At 71.7% G+C, this 21,786-nt stretch carries 16 protein-coding genes; 11 read left to right on the forward strand and 5 right to left on the reverse strand.

Features of this window, described 5'->3' with window-relative positions; translation table 11 throughout:
- Nucleotides 1–81: 81 nt before the first annotated feature.
- Genes fdhD through M6G08_RS20230 form a run of 5 tightly spaced genes read right to left on the reverse strand, consistent with a single transcriptional unit; the run spans nt 82 to nt 6,628 of the window.
- On the reverse strand, nt 82–930 hold the full coding sequence (gene fdhD, locus M6G08_RS20210) for a formate dehydrogenase accessory sulfurtransferase FdhD (protein ID WP_272588563.1): 849 nt from the start codon (nt 928–930) through the stop codon (nt 82–84).
- A 5-nt stretch (nt 931–935) separates the two neighbouring features.
- Entirely contained in the window at nt 936–1,796 is an 861-nt protein-coding gene (locus M6G08_RS20215) for a 2Fe-2S iron-sulfur cluster-binding protein (protein WP_272588564.1), read from the reverse strand.
- Entirely contained in the window at nt 1,793–3,757 is a 1,965-nt protein-coding gene (locus M6G08_RS20220; protein WP_272588565.1) for an NAD(P)H-dependent oxidoreductase subunit E, read from the reverse strand. Before M6G08_RS20220 ends, M6G08_RS20215 begins: the two co-directional genes overlap by 4 nt.
- Nucleotides 3,738–5,660 carry a molybdopterin oxidoreductase family protein gene (locus tag M6G08_RS20225; RefSeq protein WP_272588566.1) on the reverse strand — a complete coding sequence of 641 codons (1,923 nt, stop codon included), beginning with the start codon at nt 5,658–5,660 and terminating at the stop codon, nt 3,738–3,740. The genes M6G08_RS20220 and M6G08_RS20225 overlap by 20 nt, the downstream gene beginning before the upstream one ends.
- Nucleotides 5,657–6,628, reverse strand: coding sequence for a 2-dehydropantoate 2-reductase (locus M6G08_RS20230; protein WP_272588567.1), 972 nt, complete (start codon nt 6,626–6,628; stop codon nt 5,657–5,659). Before M6G08_RS20230 ends, M6G08_RS20225 begins: the two co-directional genes overlap by 4 nt.
- A gap of 188 nt (nt 6,629–6,816) precedes the next feature.
- Here M6G08_RS20230 and M6G08_RS20235 point away from each other — a divergent pair, with 188 nt between their 5' ends.
- The 11 genes from M6G08_RS20235 to M6G08_RS20285 all read left to right on the forward strand — a co-directional run bounded on the left by M6G08_RS20235 (nt 6,817) and on the right by M6G08_RS20285 (nt 21,729).
- Complete coding sequence (locus tag M6G08_RS20235) at nt 6,817–8,157, forward strand: OFA family MFS transporter (protein WP_272588568.1); 1,341 nt, start codon at nt 6,817–6,819, stop codon at nt 8,155–8,157.
- Nucleotides 8,126–8,269, forward strand: a complete 144-nt coding sequence (locus M6G08_RS20240; RefSeq protein ID WP_272588569.1) for an MFS transporter small subunit — start codon at nt 8,126–8,128, stop codon at nt 8,267–8,269. Before M6G08_RS20235 ends, M6G08_RS20240 begins: the two co-directional genes overlap by 32 nt.
- Nucleotides 8,270–8,406: 137 nt before the next feature.
- On the forward strand, nt 8,407–9,357 hold the full coding sequence (locus M6G08_RS20245; protein ID WP_272588570.1) for a beta-ketoacyl-ACP synthase III: 951 nt from the start codon (nt 8,407–8,409) through the stop codon (nt 9,355–9,357).
- A 117-nt stretch (nt 9,358–9,474) separates the two neighbouring features.
- Nucleotides 9,475–10,152, forward strand: coding sequence for a GntR family transcriptional regulator (locus M6G08_RS20250; RefSeq protein WP_272588571.1), 678 nt, complete (start codon nt 9,475–9,477; stop codon nt 10,150–10,152).
- Between the two features lie 261 nt (nt 10,153–10,413).
- Nucleotides 10,414–11,595: an ROK family transcriptional regulator gene (locus tag M6G08_RS20255; protein ID WP_272588572.1), complete on the forward strand. Its 1,182-nt coding sequence runs from the start codon at nt 10,414–10,416 to the stop codon at nt 11,593–11,595.
- A 153-nt stretch (nt 11,596–11,748) separates the two neighbouring features.
- Complete coding sequence (locus M6G08_RS20260; RefSeq protein WP_272588573.1) at nt 11,749–13,266, forward strand: sugar ABC transporter ATP-binding protein; 1,518 nt, start codon at nt 11,749–11,751, stop codon at nt 13,264–13,266.
- Nucleotides 13,263–14,282, forward strand: a complete 1,020-nt coding sequence (locus M6G08_RS20265; RefSeq protein WP_272588574.1) for an ABC transporter permease — start codon at nt 13,263–13,265, stop codon at nt 14,280–14,282. The genes M6G08_RS20260 and M6G08_RS20265 overlap by 4 nt, the downstream gene beginning before the upstream one ends.
- 17 nt (nt 14,283–14,299) lie before the next feature.
- Nucleotides 14,300–15,343, forward strand: a complete 1,044-nt coding sequence (locus tag M6G08_RS20270; protein ID WP_272588575.1) for a substrate-binding domain-containing protein — start codon at nt 14,300–14,302, stop codon at nt 15,341–15,343.
- Between the two features lie 85 nt (nt 15,344–15,428).
- Nucleotides 15,429–16,706, forward strand: coding sequence for a Gfo/Idh/MocA family protein (locus M6G08_RS20275; RefSeq protein ID WP_272588576.1), 1,278 nt, complete (start codon nt 15,429–15,431; stop codon nt 16,704–16,706).
- A gap of 13 nt (nt 16,707–16,719) precedes the next feature.
- A complete protein-coding gene (locus M6G08_RS20280; RefSeq protein WP_272588577.1) occupies nt 16,720–17,718 on the forward strand; it encodes a sugar phosphate isomerase/epimerase family protein in 999 nt (332 codons plus the stop codon).
- Between the two features lie 297 nt (nt 17,719–18,015).
- Nucleotides 18,016–21,729 carry a ThuA domain-containing protein gene (locus M6G08_RS20285; RefSeq protein ID WP_272588578.1) on the forward strand — a complete coding sequence of 1,238 codons (3,714 nt, stop codon included), beginning with the start codon at nt 18,016–18,018 and terminating at the stop codon, nt 21,727–21,729.
- The last annotated feature ends 57 nt before the right edge of the window (nt 21,730–21,786 follow it).

The raw sequence follows: 21,786 nt of genomic DNA on the forward strand, positions 1-21,786 counted from the left end.
CCCGGATCACGGCGGGGCCCCTGCGGCGCAGGGGGCGCTCCCCGCCGGTCGGGGCCCCGCCGCCGTGCCGCGGGGAGCCGGTCAGCCCCGGACGGCCGCGGCCCCGAGGACGACGCGGTCCTCACCCGCGTACACGTTCATGGAGTCGCCGCGCAGGAAGCCCACCAGGGTCAGCCCCGTCTCGGCGGCCAGGTCCACCGCGAGCGAGGACGGCGCCGACACGGCGGCCAGCACCGGGATGCCCGCCATCACGGCCTTCTGCGCCAGCTCGAACGAGGCCCGGCCCGACACCAGCAGCACCGAGCGGGACAGCGGCAGGTCCCCGTTCCGCAGCGCACGGCCCACCAGCTTGTCGACCGCGTTGTGCCGGCCCACGTCCTCCCGTACGTCGACCAGTTCACCGCCGTCGTCGAACAGGGCCGCCGCGTGCAGGCCCCCGGTGCGGTCGAAGACCCGCTGGGCGGCGCGCAGCCGGTCGGGCAGCCCCGCCAGCAGTCCGGGGGTGACGCGGACCGGGGGAGTGTCGGCGATGGGCCATCGGGCCGTCGTGCGCACCGCGTCCAGGCTCGCCTTGCCGCACAGGCCGCAGGAGGAAGTGGTGTAGACGTTCCGCTCCAGGGTGATGTCCGGGACCGGCACGTGCGCGGCGGTCCGCACGTCCACCACGTTGTACGTGTTCGAGCCGTCCTCCTTCGCACCCGCGCAGTAGACGATGTTCCGCAGGTCGTCCTGGCCGGCGAGCACGCCCTCGCTCACCAGGAAGCCGGCCGCCAGCGCGAAGTCGTCACCCGGGGTGCGCATCGTGATCGCCAGCGGCTTGCCGTTCAGCCGGATCTCCAGTGGTTCCTCGGCGACGAGCGTGTCCGGCCGGGCGGAGACCGCCCCGCCCCGGATGCGGATGACCTTGCGTCGTTCCGTGACTCGTCCCATGTGTGTCAGTCCCGGTTCTGTACGTGCTGGTAGCCGAAGCGGCCCTTGATGCAGAGGTTGCCGTGGGTCACCGGATTGTCGTGCGGGGAGGTGACCTTCACGATCTCATTGTCCTGCACGTGGAGGGTGAGGTTGCAGCCCACACCGCAGTACGCGCACACGGTGGTCGTCTCCGTCTGCCGCTCCTCGTCCCAGGTGCCGGCCGCGCGCATGTCGAACTCCGACCTGAAGGACAGCGCCCCGGTGGGGCAGACCTCGATGCAGTTTCCGCAGTAGACGCACGCCGAGTCGGTCAGCGGGGCGTCGTGCTCGACGGAGATCCGGGCGTCGAAGCCGCGCCCCGAGACGGAGATCGCGAAGGAGTTCTGCCACTGGTCGCCGCAGGCGTCCACGCACTTGTAGCAGAGGATGCACTTGCCGTAGTCGCGGACGTACAGGTCGTTGTCGATCCGCGGTTCCTCGTCGACCCGGGCCGCGTCCGGGCCGAAGCGGCCGGGTTTCGCCTCGTACTCCTTCAGCCACCCGGCGGCCTGCGGGGTCGTGGACAGGTCGACGGAGGAGGCGAGCAGTTCGAGGACGACCTTGCGGCTGTGCCGGGCCCGCTCGGTGTCCGTGCGCACCACCATGCCCGGTTCCGCCCGTCGGGAGCAGGCGGGGGCGAGGGTGCGGGCGCCCTCGACCTCGACCACGCAGACCCGGCAGGCGTTCTTCGGGGTGAGCGTGTCGCCCTGGCACAGCGTCGGGACGTCCTTCCCGGCGGCCCGGCAGGCGTCGAGGATCGTCGAACCCTCGGGGACCCGGGCCTCCTGCCCGTCGAGGGTGAACTCCACCAGCCGGCGCGGCACGCCGAGCTCGATCGCGGTCATTCGTAGGCCCCCAGACGGTCGATGGCGGATTCCACGGCGTTCCACGCGGTCTGCCCCAGGCCGCAGATCGAGGCGTCCCGCATCGCCCGGCCGACCTCGCGCAGAAGGGTGATGTCCAAGGAGGCGTCGGCTCCCGTGCGCTCGGCGATCCGGCGCAGCGCCTCCTCCTGGCGCACGGTCCCGACCCGGCAGGGCACGCACTGTCCGCACGACTCGTCGCGGAAGAACTCGGCGATGCGCAGCAGCAGGCGGGGGAGGGGCACCGTGTCGTCGAAGGCCATCACGACCCCGGAGCCGAGTGTCGTGCCCGCCTCGCGGGTGCCCTCGAAGGTGAGGGGGATGCCGAGTTCGCCGGGGCGCACGAAGCCGCCGGCGGCGCCGCCGAGCAGGACCGCGCGGAGGTTGTCCCGGGCGCCGGCGAGCGTGAGCAGTTCGCCCAGCGTCGCGCCGAAGGGGAGTTCGTAGACCCCGGGGCGGGCCACGCTGCCCGAGACGCAGAACAGCTTCGGGCCGGTGGAGGCGGGGGTGCCGATCGACGCGTACGCCTGGGCGCCCATGGTGAGGATCGGCAGGACGTTGACCAGCGTCTCGACGTTGTTCGCCACCGTGGGCCTGCCGAACAGCCCCTTCTCGACCGGGAACGGCGGCTTGGAACGCGGTTCGCCCCGGTGGCCCTCGATGGAGTTGAACAGGGCCGTCTCCTCGCCGCAGACGTACGCGCCCGCGCCGCGCCGGATCTCGATGTCGAAGGCGTAGCCCTGGCCCAGGACGTCGTCGCCGAGCAGCCCGCGGGCACGGGCCTGCGCGACGGCGTGGGTCAGGCGGGCGAGGGCGCGCGGGTACTCGCCGCGGAGATAGAGGTAGCCCCGGTGGGCGCCGGTCGCGTACGCGGCGACGGTCATCGCCTCGACGAGTGCGTACGGGTCGCCCTCCATGAGGACGCGGTCCTTGAAGGTGCCCGGTTCGGACTCGTCGGCGTTGCAGACGAGGTAGTGCGGGTGGTCGGGCCGGGCGGCGGTGGCCTGCCACTTGCGGCCGGTGGGGAAGGCGGCGCCGCCGCGGCCGAGCAGGCCGGCGTCGGTGACCTCGCGGATGACGCCGGCGGGGCCGAGGGCGAAGGCGCGGCGGAGGGCGGCGTAGCCGCCGTGGGCGCGGTAGTCGTCGAGGGAGGCGGGGTCGGTGGTGCCGATGCGGGCGAGGAGGGTGAGGGCGGCGTCGGGGTCGCCGGTCTGAGGGACGGCGAGGGCGGGGGCGGGCTCGGCGGGGGCCGATTCCGGGGCGGTGACCGCGTGGAGTGCGGTGGCCGGGGTTGCGGGGGCGCATACGGCGGTGGCGTGGAGGGTGTCTCGCCCCCGCCGCCCCTCCCCGTCCCGTCCCCGGGGGCTGCGCCCCCGCACCCCCGCTTCGGCCTGGACGGCCTCGTCCTCGAACGCCGGACGGGCTGGACAGCCACCCTGCGCCGGAAGGGCTGAGGGCCTGCCCGCTCGCACGACCAGTGCCGCCGGTGCCCGCTCGCACAGGCCCAGGCACGGGCTGCGTTCGACCTTCACCCCGCTCTCCGGACCCAGCCGCCGCTCCACGTCCGCGCACAGCTTTGCCGCGCCCGCCGCCGTGCACGCCAGGTCGGTGCAGACGTGGAGAACCGTGGCCGGGCGGGGGCGGACGGAGAACATCGCGTAGAAGGTCGCCACGCCGTAGGCCTCGGCCGGAGGGACCGTCAGACGGCGGCACACGTAGTCCAGGGCGCCCTCGCTGATCCAGCCGACCCGGTCGTTGACCGCGTGCAGGGCCGGGAGGAGCAGGTCGCGGCGGTCGCGGGCCTGCCTGCCGCCCCGCGCCCACCTGAGGTCCGCGTCGGTGCGGTCGGCGCCCTCCCAGGACGACTCGGGCGGGCCGAGCAGGGCGTCGACGGCCTCGCGCTCCTCGTCCGCGGGCTTGCTGTCACCGAAGCGCAGGTCCACCGCTGCTCACCTTCTCGATCCGGACCGCCGAGGCCTTGAACTCCGCCGTCCCGGCGATCGGGCAGTTGGCCTCGATGGTCAGCTGGTTGGTGTCCACCTCGTCGGGGAAGTGGAAGCTCATGAAGGCCAGCCCGGGACGCAGCGCCGTGTCGACCCAGACGGGCGCGAGCAGCGACCCGCGCCGCGAGGTCACACGTACCTCCTCGCCCACCACGACCCCGTAGCGCTCGGCGTCCTCCGGGCACAGTTCGACGGACTCGCCGCGCCGCAGAGGAGAGGCGTAACCTCCGCTCTGTACACCGGTGTTGTAGGAGTCGAGGCGCCGGCCCGTGGTCAGGCGGATCGGGTACTCCTCGTCGGTGAGGTCCACGGGCGGGTCGTGCCGGACGAGGCCGAAGGGCGCGCGGGGGCCGCGGCGTGCCGGGTCCGGGTCCCACAACCTGCCGTGCAGATACGTCGGTTCCAACTCCTCGGTGCTCGGGCACGGCCACTGGATGCCCTGGTGCTCCTCCAGGCGCGCGTAGGTCATGCCGTGGTGGTCGGGCGAGAGGGAGCGCAGCTCGTTCCAGACCGCCTCGGCGTCGGCGTACTTCCAGTCGTGGCCGAGGCGCGCCGCCAGGTCGCAGAGGATGTCGATGTCCTCGCGGGCCTCGCCGGGCGGGGTCACGGCCCGGCGCACGCGCTGGACGCGCCGCTCGCTGTTGGTGGTGGTGCCCTCGGTCTCCGCCCAGCCCGCGGTGGCCGGGAGGACCACGTCGGCCAGTTCGGCGGTGCGGGTGAGGAAGATGTCCTGGACGACGAGGAAGTCCAGCGACCGCAGGCGGCGCACCGCCTGGTCGCTGTCGGCCTCCGACTGGGCCGGGTTCTCGCCGATGCAGTACACGGCCCGCAGCGTGCCCTCGTCCATGGCCTCGAACATCTGGGTGAGGGTGAGGCCGTGGTGCGCCGGGACGGCCGTGTCCCAGGCCGTCTCGAACTTCCTGCGGACACCGTCGTCCAGGACGTCCTGGAAGCCGGGCAGCCGGTTGGGGATCGCACCCATGTCGCCGCCGCCCTGCACGTTGTTCTGCCCGCGCAGCGGCTGGAGACCGGAGCCGTAGCGGCCGACGTGGCCGGTGAGCAGGGCGAGGTTGATCAGCGCGCGGACGTTGTCGGTGCCGTTGTGGTGCTCGGTGATGCCGAGGGTCCAGCACAGCTGGGCGCGCTCGGCGCGGGCGTAGGCGTGCGCCAGGTCGCGGACGGCGGCCGCCGGCACGCCGGTCACCTTCTCCGCGAGGGAGAGCGTCCACGGTTCGACGAGGGCCCGGTACTCCTCGTAACCGGTGGTGGCCCGTTCGACGAACGCCTCGTTGACGAGCCCCGCGTGGATGATCTCGCGGCCGACCGCGTGCGCCAGCGGGATGTCGGTGCCGACGTTCGGGCCGAGCCAGCTCTCCGCCCACTCGGCGGTGGAGGTGCGGCGCGGGTCGACGGCGTACATGCGGGCGCCGCCCCGGATTCCCTTCAGCACGTGCTGGAAGAAGATGGGGTGGGCGAAGCGGGCGTTGGAGCCCCACATCACGATGACGTCGGTGTGCTCGATCTCCTCGTACGAGGAGGTGCCGCCGCCCGAGCCGAAGGCGGCCGAGAGTCCGGCGACGCTCGGGGCGTGGCAGGTGCGGTTGCAGGAGTCGACGTTGTGGGTGCCCATGACCACCCGTGCGAACTTCTGGGCGACGTAGTTCATCTCGTTGGTCGCGCGGGCGCAGGAGAACAGGCCGAACGCGCCGCGCGCCGCGGCCAGGCCCCGGGCGGTGCGGTCCAGGGCCTCGTCCCAACAGGCGCGGCGGAAGGGCTCGTCGCGCGAGTCGCGGACCAGGGGATGGGTGAGGCGGGTGTAGGTCTTCGGTTGCCGTTTCCTCATGCGGCGCTCCTCAGCGCGAGCAGGTCGGACAGGGCGTGCACGGTGCGCAGGGTGGGCACCGGAACCCCGGTGATCTCCGCCAGTTCGACGACGGCGGCGAGCAGGACGTCGAGTTCGAGCGGCTTGCCGCGCTCCAGGTCCTGGAGCGTGGAGGTGCGGTGGTCGCCGACCCGTTCGGCGCCCGCGAGCCGGCGTTCGATGGAGACGCCGACCTCGCAGCCGAGGGCCGCGGCGACCGCGAGCGTCTCGGTCATCATCGTCTCGATGACCCGGCGGGTGCCGCCGTGCAGGCACATCTGGCGCATGGTGGCGCGGGCCAGGGCGCTGATCGGGTTGAAGGAGATGTTGCCCAGCAGCTTCAGCCAGATGTCCTGGCGCAGGTCCGGTTCGACCGGGCACTTCAGGCCGCCCGCGCGCATCGCCCCGCTCAGCGCCAGGCAGCGCGCGGAGACGCCGCGGCCCGGTTCGCCGACCGAGAAGCGGGTGCCCTCCACGTGGCGTACGACGCCGGGCTGTTCGAGTTCGGTGGCCGCGTAGACGACGCAGCCGACGGCGCGTTCGGGCGCGAGCACGGCGCTGACCGCGCCGCCGGGGTCGACGCTCTCCAGGCGGCGGCCGTCGTAAGGACCGCCGTGCCGGTGGAAGTACCACCAGGGAATGCCGTTCTGGGCGGCCACGATCGCCGTGGTGCCGTGCAGCAGCGGCTCGATCAGCGGCCCGCACGCCGCGTACGAGGTCGCCTTGAGGCCCAGGAACACGTAGTCGGCCGGGCCGACTTCGGCGGGGTCGTCGGTGGCGCGGGGGTGCGCGGTGAAGTCGCCGCGCGGACTGCGCACCCGTACTCCGTACTGCCTCATGGCCGCGAGATGCGGTCCGCGGGCGATGAGGTGCACGTCGGCGCCCGCACGATGGAGCGCGGCACCGACGTAGGCGCCGATCGCCCCGGCGCCGAGGACTGCGACTTTCATGGTGGGCGAGCTCCGTCCGGTCGAGGGATACCGCGGAACTGTCGATGAGGGAGGCGGCGTCGATGATGATGTCGACGAAATATTGTCTACAGTATGGAAGTTGGCCCGGCAAGGCTTTGTGCAAGGACGGTGGTTGTCCGCTCAACCGTCTTCTCAACCGCTTTCCATGTCCCTACGGTTGGGGACCCATGAGTCCCCCCGTCGCGCCCCCGGGCTGGAGCCGCTGGCTCGTTCCCCCCGCCGCGCTCTCCGTCCACCTCTCCATCGGCCAGGCCTACGCCTGGTCCGTGTTCAAGCCGCCCCTGGAGTCCGCGCTCGGCCTCAGCGGCACGCAGAGCGCGCTGCCCTTCCAGCTCGGCATCGTCATGCTCGGGCTGTCCGCCGCCTTCGGCGGCACGCTCGTGGAACGGCACGGCCCGCGCTGGGCGATGACCGTCGCCCTGGTCTGCTTCTCGTCCGGCTTCCTGCTCTCCGCGCTCGGCGCGGCGGTGGAGCAGTACTGGCTGATCGTCCTCGGCTACGGCTTCGTCGGCGGCATCGGCCTCGGCATCGGCTACATCTCGCCCGTCTCGACACTCATCAAGTGGTTCCCGGACCGCCCCGGCATGGCCACCGGCATCGCCATCATGGGCTTCGGCGGCGGCGCGCTCATCGCCTCGCCCTGGTCCGCGCAGATGCTGAAGTCCTTCGGCACCGACAACTCCGGGATCGCCCTCGCCTTCCTCGTGCACGGGCTCGCGTACGCCGTCTTCATGCTGCTGGGCGTGCTGCTGGTGCGGGTGCCGCGCCCGGAGGAACGGGCGGACGGCGGCCCGGTCGCCCTCGAAGGCGTCCAGGTCTCGGCGCGCGGCGCCATGCGCACCCCGCAGTTCTGGCTGCTGTGGGTCGTGCTCTGCATGAACGTCACGGCGGGCATCGGCATCCTGGAGAAGGCCGCGCCGATGATCACCGACTTCTTCGCCGACACCTCCGCACCGGTCTCGGTGACGGCCGCCGCAGGGTTCGTGGCGCTGCTGTCGGCGGCCAACATGGCGGGCCGCATCGGCTGGTCCTCGGCCTCCGACCTGATCGGACGCAAGAACATCTACCGCGTCTACCTGGGCGTCGGCGCGCTGATGTACACGCTGATCGCCCTGTTCGGCGACTCCTCCAAGCCGCTGTTCGTGCTGTGCGCCCTCGTCGTCCTCTCCTTCTACGGCGGCGGCTTCGCCGCGGCCCCCGCCTATCTGAAGGACCTCTTCGGCACCTACCAGGTCGGCGCGATCCACGGCCGGCTGCTGACCGCCTGGTCCGCGGCCGGCGTCCTCGGGCCGCTGATCGTGAACTGGATCGCCGACCGGCAGGAGGAGGCCGGCAAGCACGGCGCCGCCCTGTACGGCACCTCCTTCGTCATCATGATCGGGCTGCTGGTCGTCGGCTTCGTCGCCAACGAGCTCGTCCGCCCCGTCCACCCCCGCCACCACGTGTCCGCCGCCCCGGCGCGGAAGGAGGCCGTCGATGTCCCACGACAGCAGCCAGAGTCCGCCTGACCTCCCCTCCCGGCGGCCGCTGATCGCCTTCACCTGGCTGTGGGTGGGGGCGCCGCTCGCCTACGGTCTGTACGAACTCGTCCGCAAGGCCACCCAGCTGTTCACCGGGTGACGCCCCGGAAGCGTCCGGGATGCTGACCGAAGCCGACAAGGCGGACGGCCGTTTCCTGTCGCTTCACCTGCCCTCGTACCCGTCGGTCACTGATCACACTGGTGGATCCCGTACCCGAGGCAGCGAGGACTCCACCCATGCACCACGGCTCCCGGATCACCGCCGTCGGCCACTACCAGCCCGCCGGAATCCTCACCAACGAGGACCTGGCGGGCATGGTCGACACCAGCGACGAGTGGATCAGGAGCCGGGTCGGCATTAGTTCCCGCCGTATCGCCGGGCCCGACGAGCCGGTCGACGAGCTGGCCGGCCACGCCGCCGCCAAGGCGCTCGCGGCGGCCGGGGTGACGCCCGCCGACGTGGACATGGTCGTGGTCGCCACCTCCACGGCGATCGACCGCTCCCCGAACACCGCCGCCCGCGTCGCGGCCCGCCTCGGCATCCCCGGGCCCGCCGCGCTGGACGTGAACGTGGTCTGCGCGGGCTTCACCCACGCCCTGGCCACCGCCGACCACGCCGTCCGGGCCGGCTCGGCCGGCCGGGCACTGGTCATCGGCGCCGACAAGATGTCCGAGGTGACCGACTGGTCCGACCGCACCACCTGCGTGCTGGTCGGCGACGGGGCGGGGGCGGTCGTGGTGGAGGCCTGCGCGCCGGGCGAGGAGGCCGGGATCGGGCCCGTGCTGTGGGGGTCGGTGCCCGAGATGGGCAACGCGGTCCGTATCGAGGGCACCCCGCCGAGGTTCGCGCAGGAGGGCCAGAGCGTCTACCGCTGGGCCACCACGAAGCTGCCCGCCATCGCCCGCCAGGCCTGCGAGCGGTCCGGGCTCGCGCCCTCCGACCTCGCCGCGGTCGTCCTGCACCAGGCCAACCTGCGCATCATCGAACCCCTGGCCGCGAAGATCGGCGCCGTGAACGCCGTCGTCGCCCGCGATGTCGTGGAGTCCGGCAACACCTCGGCGGCGAGCATCCCCCTCGCCCTCGCCAAGCTGGTCGAGCGGGGCGAGATCACCAGCGGCGACCCGGTGCTGCTCTTCGGCTTCGGCGGCAACCTCTCCTACGCCGGACAGGTCGTCCGCTGCCCCTGAACACCGCCTGCACGGCCCGGGTGTGACGTACCACACCCCTCTCCGCCGGGACATGCGCGCCGTAGACTGTAGACGAAAGACAATCACTGCCCGGCGTCACGCTTCCGAGGGGGACCGATGTTGTCCGCAGGACTGCCGCAGGGCGCGGTGCCCAGACTCGAACGGCCCGGCCCGCTGCGCGACCGCGTCTACGAGGCGCTGCTGGAACTCATCACGACCCGGGCCCTCCGGCCCGGCCAGCACCTCGTCGAGAGCGAACTCGCCGGCCACCTCGGGGTGTCGAGGCAGCCCGTGCGGGAAGCCCTGCAGCGGCTCAACACCGAGGGCTGGGTCGATCTGCGGCCCGCGCAGGGGGCCTTCGTGCACGAGCCGACGGAGGAGGAGGCCGACCAGCTGCTGACGGTCCGTACGCTGCTGGAGGCCGAGGCCGCCCGGCTCGCCGCCGCGAACGCCTCCAGTGTGGGCGTGGCGGCCCTGGAGGAGCTGTGCGAGGAGGGGGAGGCGGCCGTCGCCGCGGACGACGTGGACGCGGCCGTGGCCGCCAACGCCCGCTTCCACGCGAAGATCATGGAGCTGGCCGGCAACGCCGTCCTGGCCGAGCTCGCCGCGCAGGTCGACCGCCGGGTCCGCTGGTACTACACGCCCATCGCCCGCCAGCGCGGCCGGCAGTCCTGGATCGAGCACCGTCGGCTGATCACCGCGATCACCGACCGGGACGAGCAGACGGCGACGCGGCTCATGCGCGAGCACACCGAACACACCCGGCGTTCCTACCACGCACGCGGTGAAGCGTAGGGATCGCGGAGGAGAACACGAGGTCAGCGGCTGTCCACGGGCCGCCCGGCGCGATGGCCGGGCGGCTCTGCCGCGTTCCGGGCCCGCGAACACCCGACCCGTCTTTGTCCACTCAGTGGAGAAAGTTCGCAGGAATTCGTGCGTGACTTCTTCCCACGCCGGGCGCCCACTGCTACGTTCCCTCCGAAAGCAAGCCAAGGAACGTGGCCGGAAACCGGTACACTCAAGGCCGATTGAGGCGGGGAGGGGCTCGTGAGACGCATGACCGCACGACCCGCCAACACCCACCAGGCGCGACTGCTCCAGCTGCTGCGCGACTCGGGACCCAACTCCCGCGCCCAGCTCGGCGACCAGGTCGACCTCTCCCGGTCGAAGCTGGCCGTCGAGGTGGACCGGCTGCTGGAGACCGGGCTGGTCGTGGCCGACGGGCTCGCCGCCTCGCGCGGCGGACGCCGCAGCCACAACGTCCGGCTCAATCCCGAACTGCGCTTCCTCGGCGTCGACATCGGCGCGACCTCGGTCGACGTCGCCGTCACCAACGCCGAGCTGGAGATCCTCGGGCACATCAACCAGCCCATGGACGTACGCGAGGGACCGGTCGCGGTCTTCGAGCAGGTGCTGGCCATGGCCGCCAAGTTGCGTGCCTCGGGGCTCGCGGAGGGTTTCGACGGCGCCGGCATCGGCGTCCCGGGGCCGGTCCGCTTCCCCGAGGGCGTGCCGGTGGCCCCGCCGATCATGCCGGGCTGGGACGGCTTTCCCGTGCGGGAGGCGCTCAGCCAGGAACTCGGCTGCCCGGTCATGGTCGACAACGACGTGAACCTGATGGCGCTGGGGGAGCAGCACGCGGGCGTCGCCCGCACCGTGCACGACTTCCTCGTCGTCAAGATCGGTACCGGCATCGGCTGCGGCATCGTCGTCGGCGGTGAGGTCTACCGCGGTACGACGGGCAGCGCGGGCGACATCGGGCACATCCAGGCCGTGCCCGACGGCCGCCCGTGCGCCTGCGGCAACCGGGGCTGCCTGGAGGCCCACTTCAGCGGCGCGGCCCTGGCCCGCGACGCCACCGAGGCCGCCCAGCAGGGGCGGTCGGCCGAACTCGCGGGCCGGCTGGAGGCGAGCGGGGGCCTCAGCGCCGCCGACGTCGCCGCGGCGGCCGCCGCGGGCGACGCCACCGCGCTCGACCTGATCCGGGAGGGCGGCCGGAGCACCGGCCAGGTCATCGCCGGTCTGGTCAGCTTCTTCAACCCGGGCCTGGTGGTGATCGGCGGCGGGGTGACCGGCCTCGGCCACAATCTGCTCGCCGCGATCCGCACCCAGGTCTACCGCCAGTCGCTGCCACTGGCGACCGGCAACCTGCCCATCGTCCTGGGCGAGCTGGGCCCCTCCGCCGGAGTCATCGGCGGAGCCCGGCTGATCAGCGACCACCTGTTCTCACCCGCGTAGGCACCACCGTCCGCCTTCACGGCCCGCACAGCACCACCCGGCACAGCGCCCTACCCCGGTATGCCCTGTTCCATCCCGTCCTGTCCATGATCTGCTCAGCCCTGCCCTGCTCTGCCCTGACACCGGCCCGCATGCCCGCCGAGGGGACCTCACATGGCACCAGAACCACCGCTGCTCAGCATGTCCGGCATCACCAAGTCGTTCCCCGGAGTCCGGGCCCTGGACGGCGTCGACCTCGACGTCCAGGCCGGCGAGGTGCACTGCCTGCTCGGCCAGAACGGCGCCGGCAAGTCCACCCTCATCAAGGTGCTGGCCGGCGCCCACCAGCCCGACACCGGCACCATCAGCTGGCGCGGCGAGGACGTCACGCTGCGCTCGCCCATCGCGGCCATGCGCCTCGGCATCGCCACCATCTACCAGGAACTCGACCTGGTGGAGCACATGTCCGTCGCCGAGAACGTCCACCTCGGCCACGAGCCGACCTCGGCCGGTTTCGTCGTACGCGGGAAGGCCGCCAAGGAGTCGACGGCCGCGCTGCTGAAGCGGCTCGGGCACCCGGAGGTCGACCCCGGGCGGCTCGTCGGGGAGCTCTCGGCGGCGCAGCAGCAGATCGTGTCCATGGCGCGTGCGCTCTCGCACGACGTACGGCTGATCGTGATGGACGAGCCGTCCGCCGCGCTCGACCCGGACGAGGTCGACAACCTCTTCCGCATCGTCGCCGACCTCACCGCCGACGGCGTCGCCGTCGTCTACATCTCGCACCGCCTGGAGGAGATCCGCCGCATCGGCGACCGGGTCACCGTCCTCAAGGACGGCCGGGCCGTCGCGGGCGGGCTGCCCGCCGAGTCGACGCCCACCCGCGACGTCGTGGCGCTGATGACCGGCCGCAACGTCGAGTACGTCTTCCCGGAACGGCCGGCCGCGCCGCCCGCGGGCGAGCCCGTGCTGAGCGTCAGGGGACTGTCCCGCGAGGGCGAGTTCGAGGCCCTCGACCTGGAGGTCCGGCCCGGCGAGATCGTCGGCCTCGCCGGACTCGTCGGCTCCGGCCGCTCCGAGATCCTGGAGACGGTCTACGGCGCCCGCAAGGCGGGCACCGGCCAGGTCCTCGTCGAGGGACGCCCGCTCAGGCCGGGCAGCGTGCGCGCCGCCGTCCGCGCCGGGCTCGGGCTCGCCCCCGAGGAGCGCAAGGCGCAGGCCCTGCTGATGCTGGAGTCCGTCACCCGCAACGTGTCGGTCTCCGCCATGTCCCGCTTCTCGCGCGGCGGCTGGCTCGACCGCGGCGCCGAACTGGACGCGGCGCGCGCGGCGACCCGGGAGCTGTCCCTGCGGCCCGACAACCCCTCCGTGCCCGTGCGCACCCTGTCCGGCGGCAACCAGCAGAAGGCGGTCCTGGCCCGCTGGCTGCTGCGCGGCTGCAAGGTCCTGCTGCTCGACGAACCCACCCGCGGCGTCGACGTCGGCGCCCGCGCCGAGCTCTACGCGGTCGTCCGCCGCCTCGCCGACGAGGGCCTCGCCGTCCTGCTGGTCTCCAGCGAGGTGCCCGAGGTACTCGGCCTCGCCGACCGCGTGCTGGTACTGCGCGAGGGCCGGGTCGTGCACGAGGCCCCCGCCCGCGAACTCGACGAACACCGCGTACTCGACCTCGTGATGGAAGGAAGCCCGGCGTCATGACGCAGCACGTGTCCCCGCCCCGGGACGGCACCGGCAAGGCGGCACCGGTGGACGGTCCGCCCGCCTGGCGGGTCCAGTTGGGCCGCGCCGACGTCCGCACCCTCACCCTGCTCGGCGTGCTCGCCGCACTGGTCCTCATCGGCGGCATCACCCAGCCCGACTCGTTCCTCGACACCCGCAACCTCCAACTGGTGCTCACCCAGGCGTCCGTGATCGGTGTCGTCACCGTCGGCATGACCTTCGTGATCATCTCCGGGGGCATCGACCTGTCCGTGGGCGCCATCGTCGCCCTGGCGTCGGTGTGGGCGACCACCGTCGCCACCCAGGAGTTCGGCTTCTTCGGCATCCTCTTCACGGCGATCGTGGTGGGAGTGGGCTGCGGACTGGTCAACGGGGTGCTCATCGCCTTCGGCCGCATGGTCCCGTTCATCGCCACCCTCGCCATGCTGGCCTCGGCCCGCGGTCTCGCGCTCCAGATCACCGACGGACGCACCCAGGTCGTCACGGTCCCCAGTGTCCTGGACCTCGCCGAGCGCGACTACTACGTCCTCGGCGTCCCGCCGCTGGTCCTGGTCTTCGCGGCCGTCACCGTCATCGGCTGGCTGGTGCTCAACCGGACCACCTTCGGCCGCCGCACCGTCGCCGTCGGCGGCAACCCGGAGGCCGCACGCCTCGCCGGTATCGACGTCCGCCGCCAGCGGCTCTACCTCTACCTGCTGTCCGGGCTGTGCTGCGGCATCGCCGCCTTCCTGCTGATCTCCCTGGCCGGCTCCGGCCAGAACACCAACGGCAACCTCTACGAACTCGACGCCATCGCCGCCGCGATCATCGGCGGCACCCTGCTCAGCGGCGGCCGCGGCACCATCGTCGGCTCCGTGCTCGGGGTCCTGATCTTCACCACCATCACCAACATCTTCGCCCTGAACAACCTCGAGACCGCCGTCCAGCAGATCGCCAAGGGAGCGATCATCGTCGCCGCCGTGCTGGTCCAGCGCCGTACCGCAAGCACGCATTGAGGAAAGGGTCCACCGTCATGACGAACCTCACGAGCCGCAGAGGGCTGCTCTTCGGAGCCGCCGCCGTGTCCGCCGGTGCCGTCCTCACCGGGTGCACGAGCAACGAACCCGACGACGGCGGCGACAAGGCCGCGGACACCCAGCCGGCCGCCGACGACAAGCCGGGCAAGCAGGTCACCATCGGCTACGCCGGCCCGCTGGCCGACCACGGCTGGCTCAACGCCGTCAACGACCAGGCCGAGAAGCGCGCCGAGAAGTACTCCGACGTCACCATGGAGGTGACCGAGGGTTCCAACGACACCGCCCAGCAGATCGGCCAGATCGAGACCCTCATCAACAAGAAGGTCGACGTCCTGGTCATCCTGCCCGCCGACGGCAAGGCGCTGACCCAGATCGGACTCAAGGCGATGCGCGCCGGGATACCGGTCGTCAACCTCGACCGCATCTTCAACAGCCCGCAGGCCTACCGCTGCTGGATCGGCGGCGACAACTACGGCATGGGCCTCAACGCCGCCCACTACATCGGCGAGAAGCTCAAGGACAAGCAGAACGCCAAGGTCATCGAGCTGGCCGGCCTCGACAACCTGGAGCTGACCCAGCAGCGCACCAAGGGCTTCGACGACGGCCTGAAGAACTACCCGAACATCCAGAAGGTGGCCCGCCAGGCCGCCGAGTTCACCGTCGAGTCGGGACAGGCCAAGATGGCGCAGCTGCTCCAGGCCCAGTCCCAGTTCGACGCCCTGTGGAACCACGACGACGACCAGGGCGTGGGCGCGCTGCGCGCCATCGAGCAGGCCGGGCGCGACGACTTCCTGATGGTCGGCGGCGCGGGCGCGCTCTCCGCCTTCCAGGCCATCAAGGCGGACAGCGGCGTGCTGAAGGCGACCGTGCTGTACCCGCCGACCATGGCCGCCTCCGCCATCGACCTCGCCCGTGCGCTCGGCCAGGGCAAGGGGGTCAGCGGCCTCGCCGAGTTCGAGATCCCGTCGACCGTCACCTGCTACTCGGCCGTCGTCGACAAGGAGAACGTCGACCAGTACATGTCCACGGGCTTCAAGTGAGGGCCGCCGCCCCGGACCGGCCCGACCAGCCGGCCGGGGCGGAGCCCACCCCCCACCGCGCCACGACGACGAGGAGGACATCCGCATGGGACAGCCGCAGCAGCCCGAGGGGGCCGGGGAACACCGGTCGGCCACCGGGAGCGGGGCCGGCAACGGAACCGGGACCGGAGCGACGGGGGCGTCCGCGACCAGACCGCCACTGCGCGTCGGCATGGTCGGCTACGCCTTCATGGGCGCCGCACACTCCCAGGGCTGGCGCACCGCCGGCCGGGTCTTCGACCTGCCGCTGAACCCGGTACAGGCGGCCATCTGCGGCCGGGACGCCGACGCCGTCCGCACGGCTGCCGACCGGCACGGCTGGGAGAGCACCGAGACCGACTGGCGGACCCTGGTGGCACGGGACGACATCGACCTCGTCGACATCTGCACCCCCGGCGACAGCCACGCCGAGATCGCGCTGGCCGCGCTCGCCGCCGGCAAGCACGTGCTGTGCGAGAAGCCGCTGGCCAACACGGTCGCGGAGGCGGAGGCGATGACCCGGGCCGCCGAGGAGGCCGGCGCCCGCGGCCAACTGGCCATGGCCGGCTTCAACTACCGCCGGGTACCCGCCACCGCCCTGGCCCGGCGGATGGTGGCCGAGGGCCGCGTCGGCCGGCTGCGGCACGTGCGGGTCACGTACCTCCAGGACTGGCTGGTCGACCCGAAGGCGCCGCTGACCTGGCGGCTGCGCAAGGAACTGGCCGGCTCGGGAGCCCTCGGCGACCTGGGCGCCCACATCGTCGACCTCGCGCAGTACCTGACGGGGGAGCGGATCGCGGGCGTCTCCGCCCTCACCGAGACCTTCGTACGGGAACGCCCGCTGCCCGAGGGCGCCGCCCGGGGCCTGTCGGCGGGCTCCGCCGACGGCCGCACCGGGCAGGTCACCGTGGACGACGCCGCCGTGTTCACCGGCCGCCTCACCTCCGGCGCCCTGGTCTCCTTCGAGGCCACCCGCTACGCCACCGGCCGCAAGAACGCCCTGCGCATCGAACTCAACGGTGAGCGCGGATCGCTCGCCTTCGACCTGGAGCGGCTCAACGAGCTGGAGTACCACGACGGTACGGAACCGGCGGAGCACGCCGGTTTCCGCCGCATCCTTGTCACCGAACCCGAGCACCCCTACCTGGACGCCTGGTGGCCGCCGGGCCACGGCCTCGGCTACGAGCACACCTTCGTCCACCAGGTGCGCGACCTCGTCCACGCCGTCGCCGAGGGCCGCCGGCCCGAACCGTCCTTCGCCGACGGGCTGCAGGTGCAGCGCGTGCTGGCGGCGGTCGAGGAGAGCGCCGAGAAGAACTCCGTCTACACCCCCGTAGTGGTCTGAACAGGAGCGTCCCGTGCCACGCAATTTCACTCTCTTCACCGGCCAGTGGGCGGACCTGCCGCTGGAGGAGGTCTGCCGGCTCGCCCGCGACTTCGGTTACGACGGTCTGGAACTCGCCTGCTGGGGCGACCACTTCGAGGTCGACAAGGCGCTGGCCGACCCGTCCTACGTGGACTCGCGCCACCAGCTGCTCGACAAGTACGGGCTGAAGTGCTGGGCGATCTCCAACCACCTGGTCGGCCAGGCCGTCTGCGACGCGATCATCGACGAACGCCACGAGGCCATCCTGCCCGCCCGCATCTGGGGCGACGGCGACGCCGAGGGCGTACGGCAGCGGGCCGCGGCCGAGATCAAGGACACCGCGCGGGCCGCCGCGCGCTTCGGCGTCGACACCGTCATCGGCTTCACCGGATCGGCGATCTGGCACCTGGTCGCCATGTTCCCGCCCGCCCCGGATTCCATGATCGAACGGGGTTACCAGGACTTCGCCGACCGCTGGAACCCCATCCTCGACGTCTTCGACGCCGAGGGCGTGCGGTTCGCCCACGAGGTCCACCCCAGCGAGATCGCCTACGACTACTGGACGACCCAGCGGGCGCTGGAGGCGGTGGACCACCGCCCGGCCTTCGGTCTCAACTTCGACCCCTCGCACTTCGTGTGGCAGGACCTCGACCCGGTCGGCTTCCTGTGGGACTTCCGCGACCGGATCTACCACGTCGACTGCAAGGAGGCCCGCAGGCGCCTCGACGGCCGCAACGGGCGGCTCGGCTCCCACCTGCCGTGGGGCGACCCGCGCCGCGGCTGGGACTTCGTGTCGGCCGGCCACGGCGACGTCCCCTGGGAGGACGTCTTCCGGATGCTGCGCTCCATCGACTACCAGGGCCCCGTCTCCGTGGAGTGGGAGGACGCCGGCATGGACCGCCTCCAGGGCGCCCCCGAGGCCCTCACCCGGCTCAAGGCATTCGACTTCGAGCCGCCGACCGCGTCCTTCGACGCCGCGTTCAACAGCTGATCCGCAGGCCCGGCAGCAGGCCGGGGCGGGGACCGGGAGGCCCGGAAGCGCCCCTGCCGGTCCCCGGTCCGGCCTGCCCGGATGCCGCTTTGTCCTGTGATGAGATGAAGTTCAACTATTTCCGGCCCTGGGGCTGTTGGCTCAGGACGAACGCGGCTACCGTCGCTGAAGTGTTCAGGACACTCACGCCTCCGGGGTGACGGCGCACCCCGGCGCCCGCACCGCACGTCTCCTCTCGCACGTACCGCACGTCTTCGCACCATCCCGTACGGCCCATCCCGTTCCCGGAGGGACTTCGTGCACAGAAGCAGACCCAGAGGCACCCGCACCACGAGGCGTCCCGCGTTCCGTACCGCCCTCGCCCTGGCCACCGGCCTGATGCTGGCCGTGGGCACCCCGGCGACCGTCGCCGGAGCCCAGCCGGCGGCCGACGCGCCGGCCGCCGCCGAGGGGCGGTTCCAGCAGGTACCGCTCGCCAAGGGCGAGCCCGAGACGGGCGAGCCGATGTCGCTCGCCGTCCTCCCGAACCGCAGCGTCCTGCACACCTCGCGCGACGGCACCCTGCGCATCACCGACCAGGGCGGCGTCACCAAGGTCGCCGGCAGGCTCGACGTCTACAGCCACGACGAGGAGGGCCTGCAGGGCGTAGGTGTAGACCCGGACTTCGAGAACAACCGGGCGATCTACCTCTACTACGCCCCGCCGCTCGACACCCCCGCGGGCGACGCCCCCGAGACCGGCACCGCCGAGGACTTCGAGAAGTTCGACGGCGTCAACCGCCTCTCCCGCTTCGTCCTCAACCCCAACGGCACGCTGGACATGGCCAGCGAGAAGAAGGTCCTGGACGTCGCGGCCTCCCGCGGCACCTGCTGCCACGTCGGCGGCGACATCGACTTCGACGCCGAGGGCAACCTCTACCTGTCCACCGGCGACGACACCAACCCCTTCGCCTCCGACGGCTACACGCCGATCGACGAGCGGGAGAACCGCAACCCGGCCTTCGACGCCCGCCGCAGCTCCGGCAACACCAACGACCTGCGCGGCAAGATCCTGCGCATCAAGGTCGCCGAGGACGGCTCGTACACGGTCCCGGACGGAAACCTCTTCGCCCCCGGCACCGAGAAGACCCGCCCCGAGATCTACGCGATGGGCTTTCGCAACCCGTTCCGGATGAGCGTCGACGACAAGACCGGCACCGTCTACGTCGGTGACTACGGCCCCGACGCCGGCACCGCCGACCCGAACCGGGGCCCGGCGGGCCAGGTCGAGTTCGCCAAGGTCACCGAGGCCGCCAACTTCGGCTGGCCGTTCTGCACCGGCGCCAACGACGCCTACGTCGACCACGACTTCGCCACCGGTGCTTCCGGCGAGAAGTTCGACTGCGCCGCCCCGAAGAACACCTCGCGGCACAACACCGGTCTGGTCGACCTGCCGCCCGCCCAGCCCGCCTGGATCCCGTACGACGGCGGCAGCGTCCCCGAGTTCGGCAGCGGCTCCGAGTCCCCGATGGCCGGCCCGGTCTACCGCTACGACCCGGAGCTGGACTCCTCGGTGAAGTTCCCGGAGGAGTTCGACGGCGACTTCTTCGCGGGCGAGTTCGGCCGCCGCTGGATCAAGCGGATCGAGCAGACCGAAGACGGACCTGACGGTACGGTCGCGAAGATCAACGACTTCCCGTGGACCGGCACCCAGATCATGGACATGGAGTTCGGCCCCGACGGCGCGCTCTACGTCCTCGACTACGGTGTCTCCTGGTTCCAGGGCGACGAGCACTCCGCGCTGTACCGGATCGAGAACGCCGAGGACGGCTTCTCACCGATCGCGGAAGTCAGCGCCGACAAGACGTCCGGCGCGGCCGGCCTGAAGGTCGGGTTCACCGCCTCCGCCAAGGACGCCGACTCGCCGGACCTCACCTACAGCTGGGACTTCGGCGACGGCACCGAGGGCGAGGGCCTGGCCCCCACCCACAAGTACAAGAAGGTCGGTACCTACACCGCGACCTTCACCGCCGAGGACCCCGAGGGCAACACCGGCAACGCCAGCGTCCGCGTCGTCGTCGGCAACACCGAGCCCAAGGTGAAGATCGAGGTCCCGGGCAACGGAACCCTGCTGCCCATGGGGGAGCCCGTCCCCTTCAAGGTGAAGGTCACCGACCCCGAGGAGACGGTCGACTGCTCCAAGGTCAAGGTCGTCTACAGCCTCGGCCACGACTCCCACGCCCACGAGCTGACCAGCGAGACGGGCTGTCAGGGCACCCTCAACCCGCCGCCCGGCGACGGCGGCCACGACCCCAACGCCAACATCTACGGCGTCGTCGGCGCGAGCTACACCGACGGCGGGGCAGGCGGCCAGGAAGCCCTGACCGGCACCGCGCGCACCGTGATCCAGCCGCCGCACCGCCAGGCCGAGCACTTCACCACCCAGTCGGGCATCAGGACGTACGACAAGTCCGGCGCCAACGGCGGCAAGACCGTCGGCGACATCAACGACGGCGACTGGATCTCCTTCAGCCCCTACAAGTTCGACGGGCAGAAGAAGCTGACCGTTCGCGCCTCCTCCGGCGGCTCCGGCGGCTTCATCGAGCTGCGCACCGGCTCGCCCACCGGCAAGCTGCACGGCTCCGCGTACATTCCGCCGACCGGCAGCTGGGAGACGTTCCAGAACGTCGACGTGCCGCTGCGGTCGCTCCCGGGACGCACCACGGAGATCTACCTGGTCTTCCGCGGCGGGGACGGCGCGCTCTACGACGTGGACGACTTCGAGTTCTCCAAGGAGCCGTTCAAGAAGGGCAAGAAGGTCCTGGTCTTCTCCAAGACGGCCGGCTTCCGCCACGACTCCATCCCGGAGGGCATCGCCGCCCTGAAGGAACTGGGCGCCCCGGCCGGCATCTCGGTCACGGCCACCGAGGAGGCCCGCCAGTTCACCGCGGCCAACCTCGCCAAGTACGACGCGGTCGCCTTCCTGTCGACGACCGGTGACGTGCTCAACGCCGACCAGCAGAAGGCGTTCGAGAGCTACGTCGAGAACGGCGGCGGCTACATGGGCATCCACGCCGCCGCCGACACCGAGTACGACTGGGAGTTCTACGGCGGCCTGGTCGGCGCCTACTTCGACTCGCACCCGGCCATCCAGAAGGCCACCGTGCGCGTCCACGACCACGACCATCCGTCCACCGCGCACCTCGGCGACACCTGGGAGCGCACCGACGAGTGGTACAACTACCGCACCAACCCCCGCGAGCAGGCCAAGGTCCTCGCCACCCTCGACGAGACCAGCTACGACGGCGGGAACATGAAGGGCGACCACCCGATCGCCTGGTGCCAGAGCTACGGCGGCGGCCGCTCCTTCTACACCGGTATGGGCCACACCAAGGAGTCCTACGCCGACGAGGCCTTCCGCGCCCACCTGCTCGGCGGCATGCGGTACGCCACCGGCCAGGTCAAGGCCGACTGCAAGCCGGCCAAGGGCTACCGGGACATCTTCAACGGCGAGACCCTGGACGGCTGGAAGCAGGGCGGCCCCGGCCAGTTCACCGTCAAGGACGGCACCATGCGGTCCGAGGGCGGCATGGGCCTGCTCTGGTACCAGGCCAAGGAGCTGGAGTCGTACTCCCTCAAGCTCGACTGGAAGATGCGGGGCGACGACAACTCCGGGATCTTCGTGGGCTTCCCGGCCTCCGACGACCCCTGGTCCGCGGTGAACAAGGGCTACGAGATCCAGATCGACGCCACCGACGCGCCCGACCGCACCACGGGCTCCGTCTACTCGTTCAAGTCGGCGAACATCAAGGCCCGTGACCAGGTCCTGCGGCCACCCGGCCAGTGGAACTCCTACGAGATCAAGGTCCGCGGCGAACGCCTCCAGGTGTTCCTCAACGGAGTAAAGATCAACGACTTCACCAACAAGGACCCCGAGCGGAGCCTGACCGACGGCTACATCGGCCTGCAGAACCACGGCGCCGACGACCAGGTCTCCTTCCGCAATATCCAGCTGAAGGAACTGCCCTCCTAGGGCTGCCCGCCCCTTCGGGGCAACCGCCCTCCGGGGTAATCGCCCCTCGGGGCAACC

Origin of the sequence: Streptomyces sp. M92 (genome assembly GCF_028473745.1) — a bacterium.
Lineage (GTDB): Bacteria > Actinomycetota > Actinomycetes > Streptomycetales > Streptomycetaceae > Streptomyces.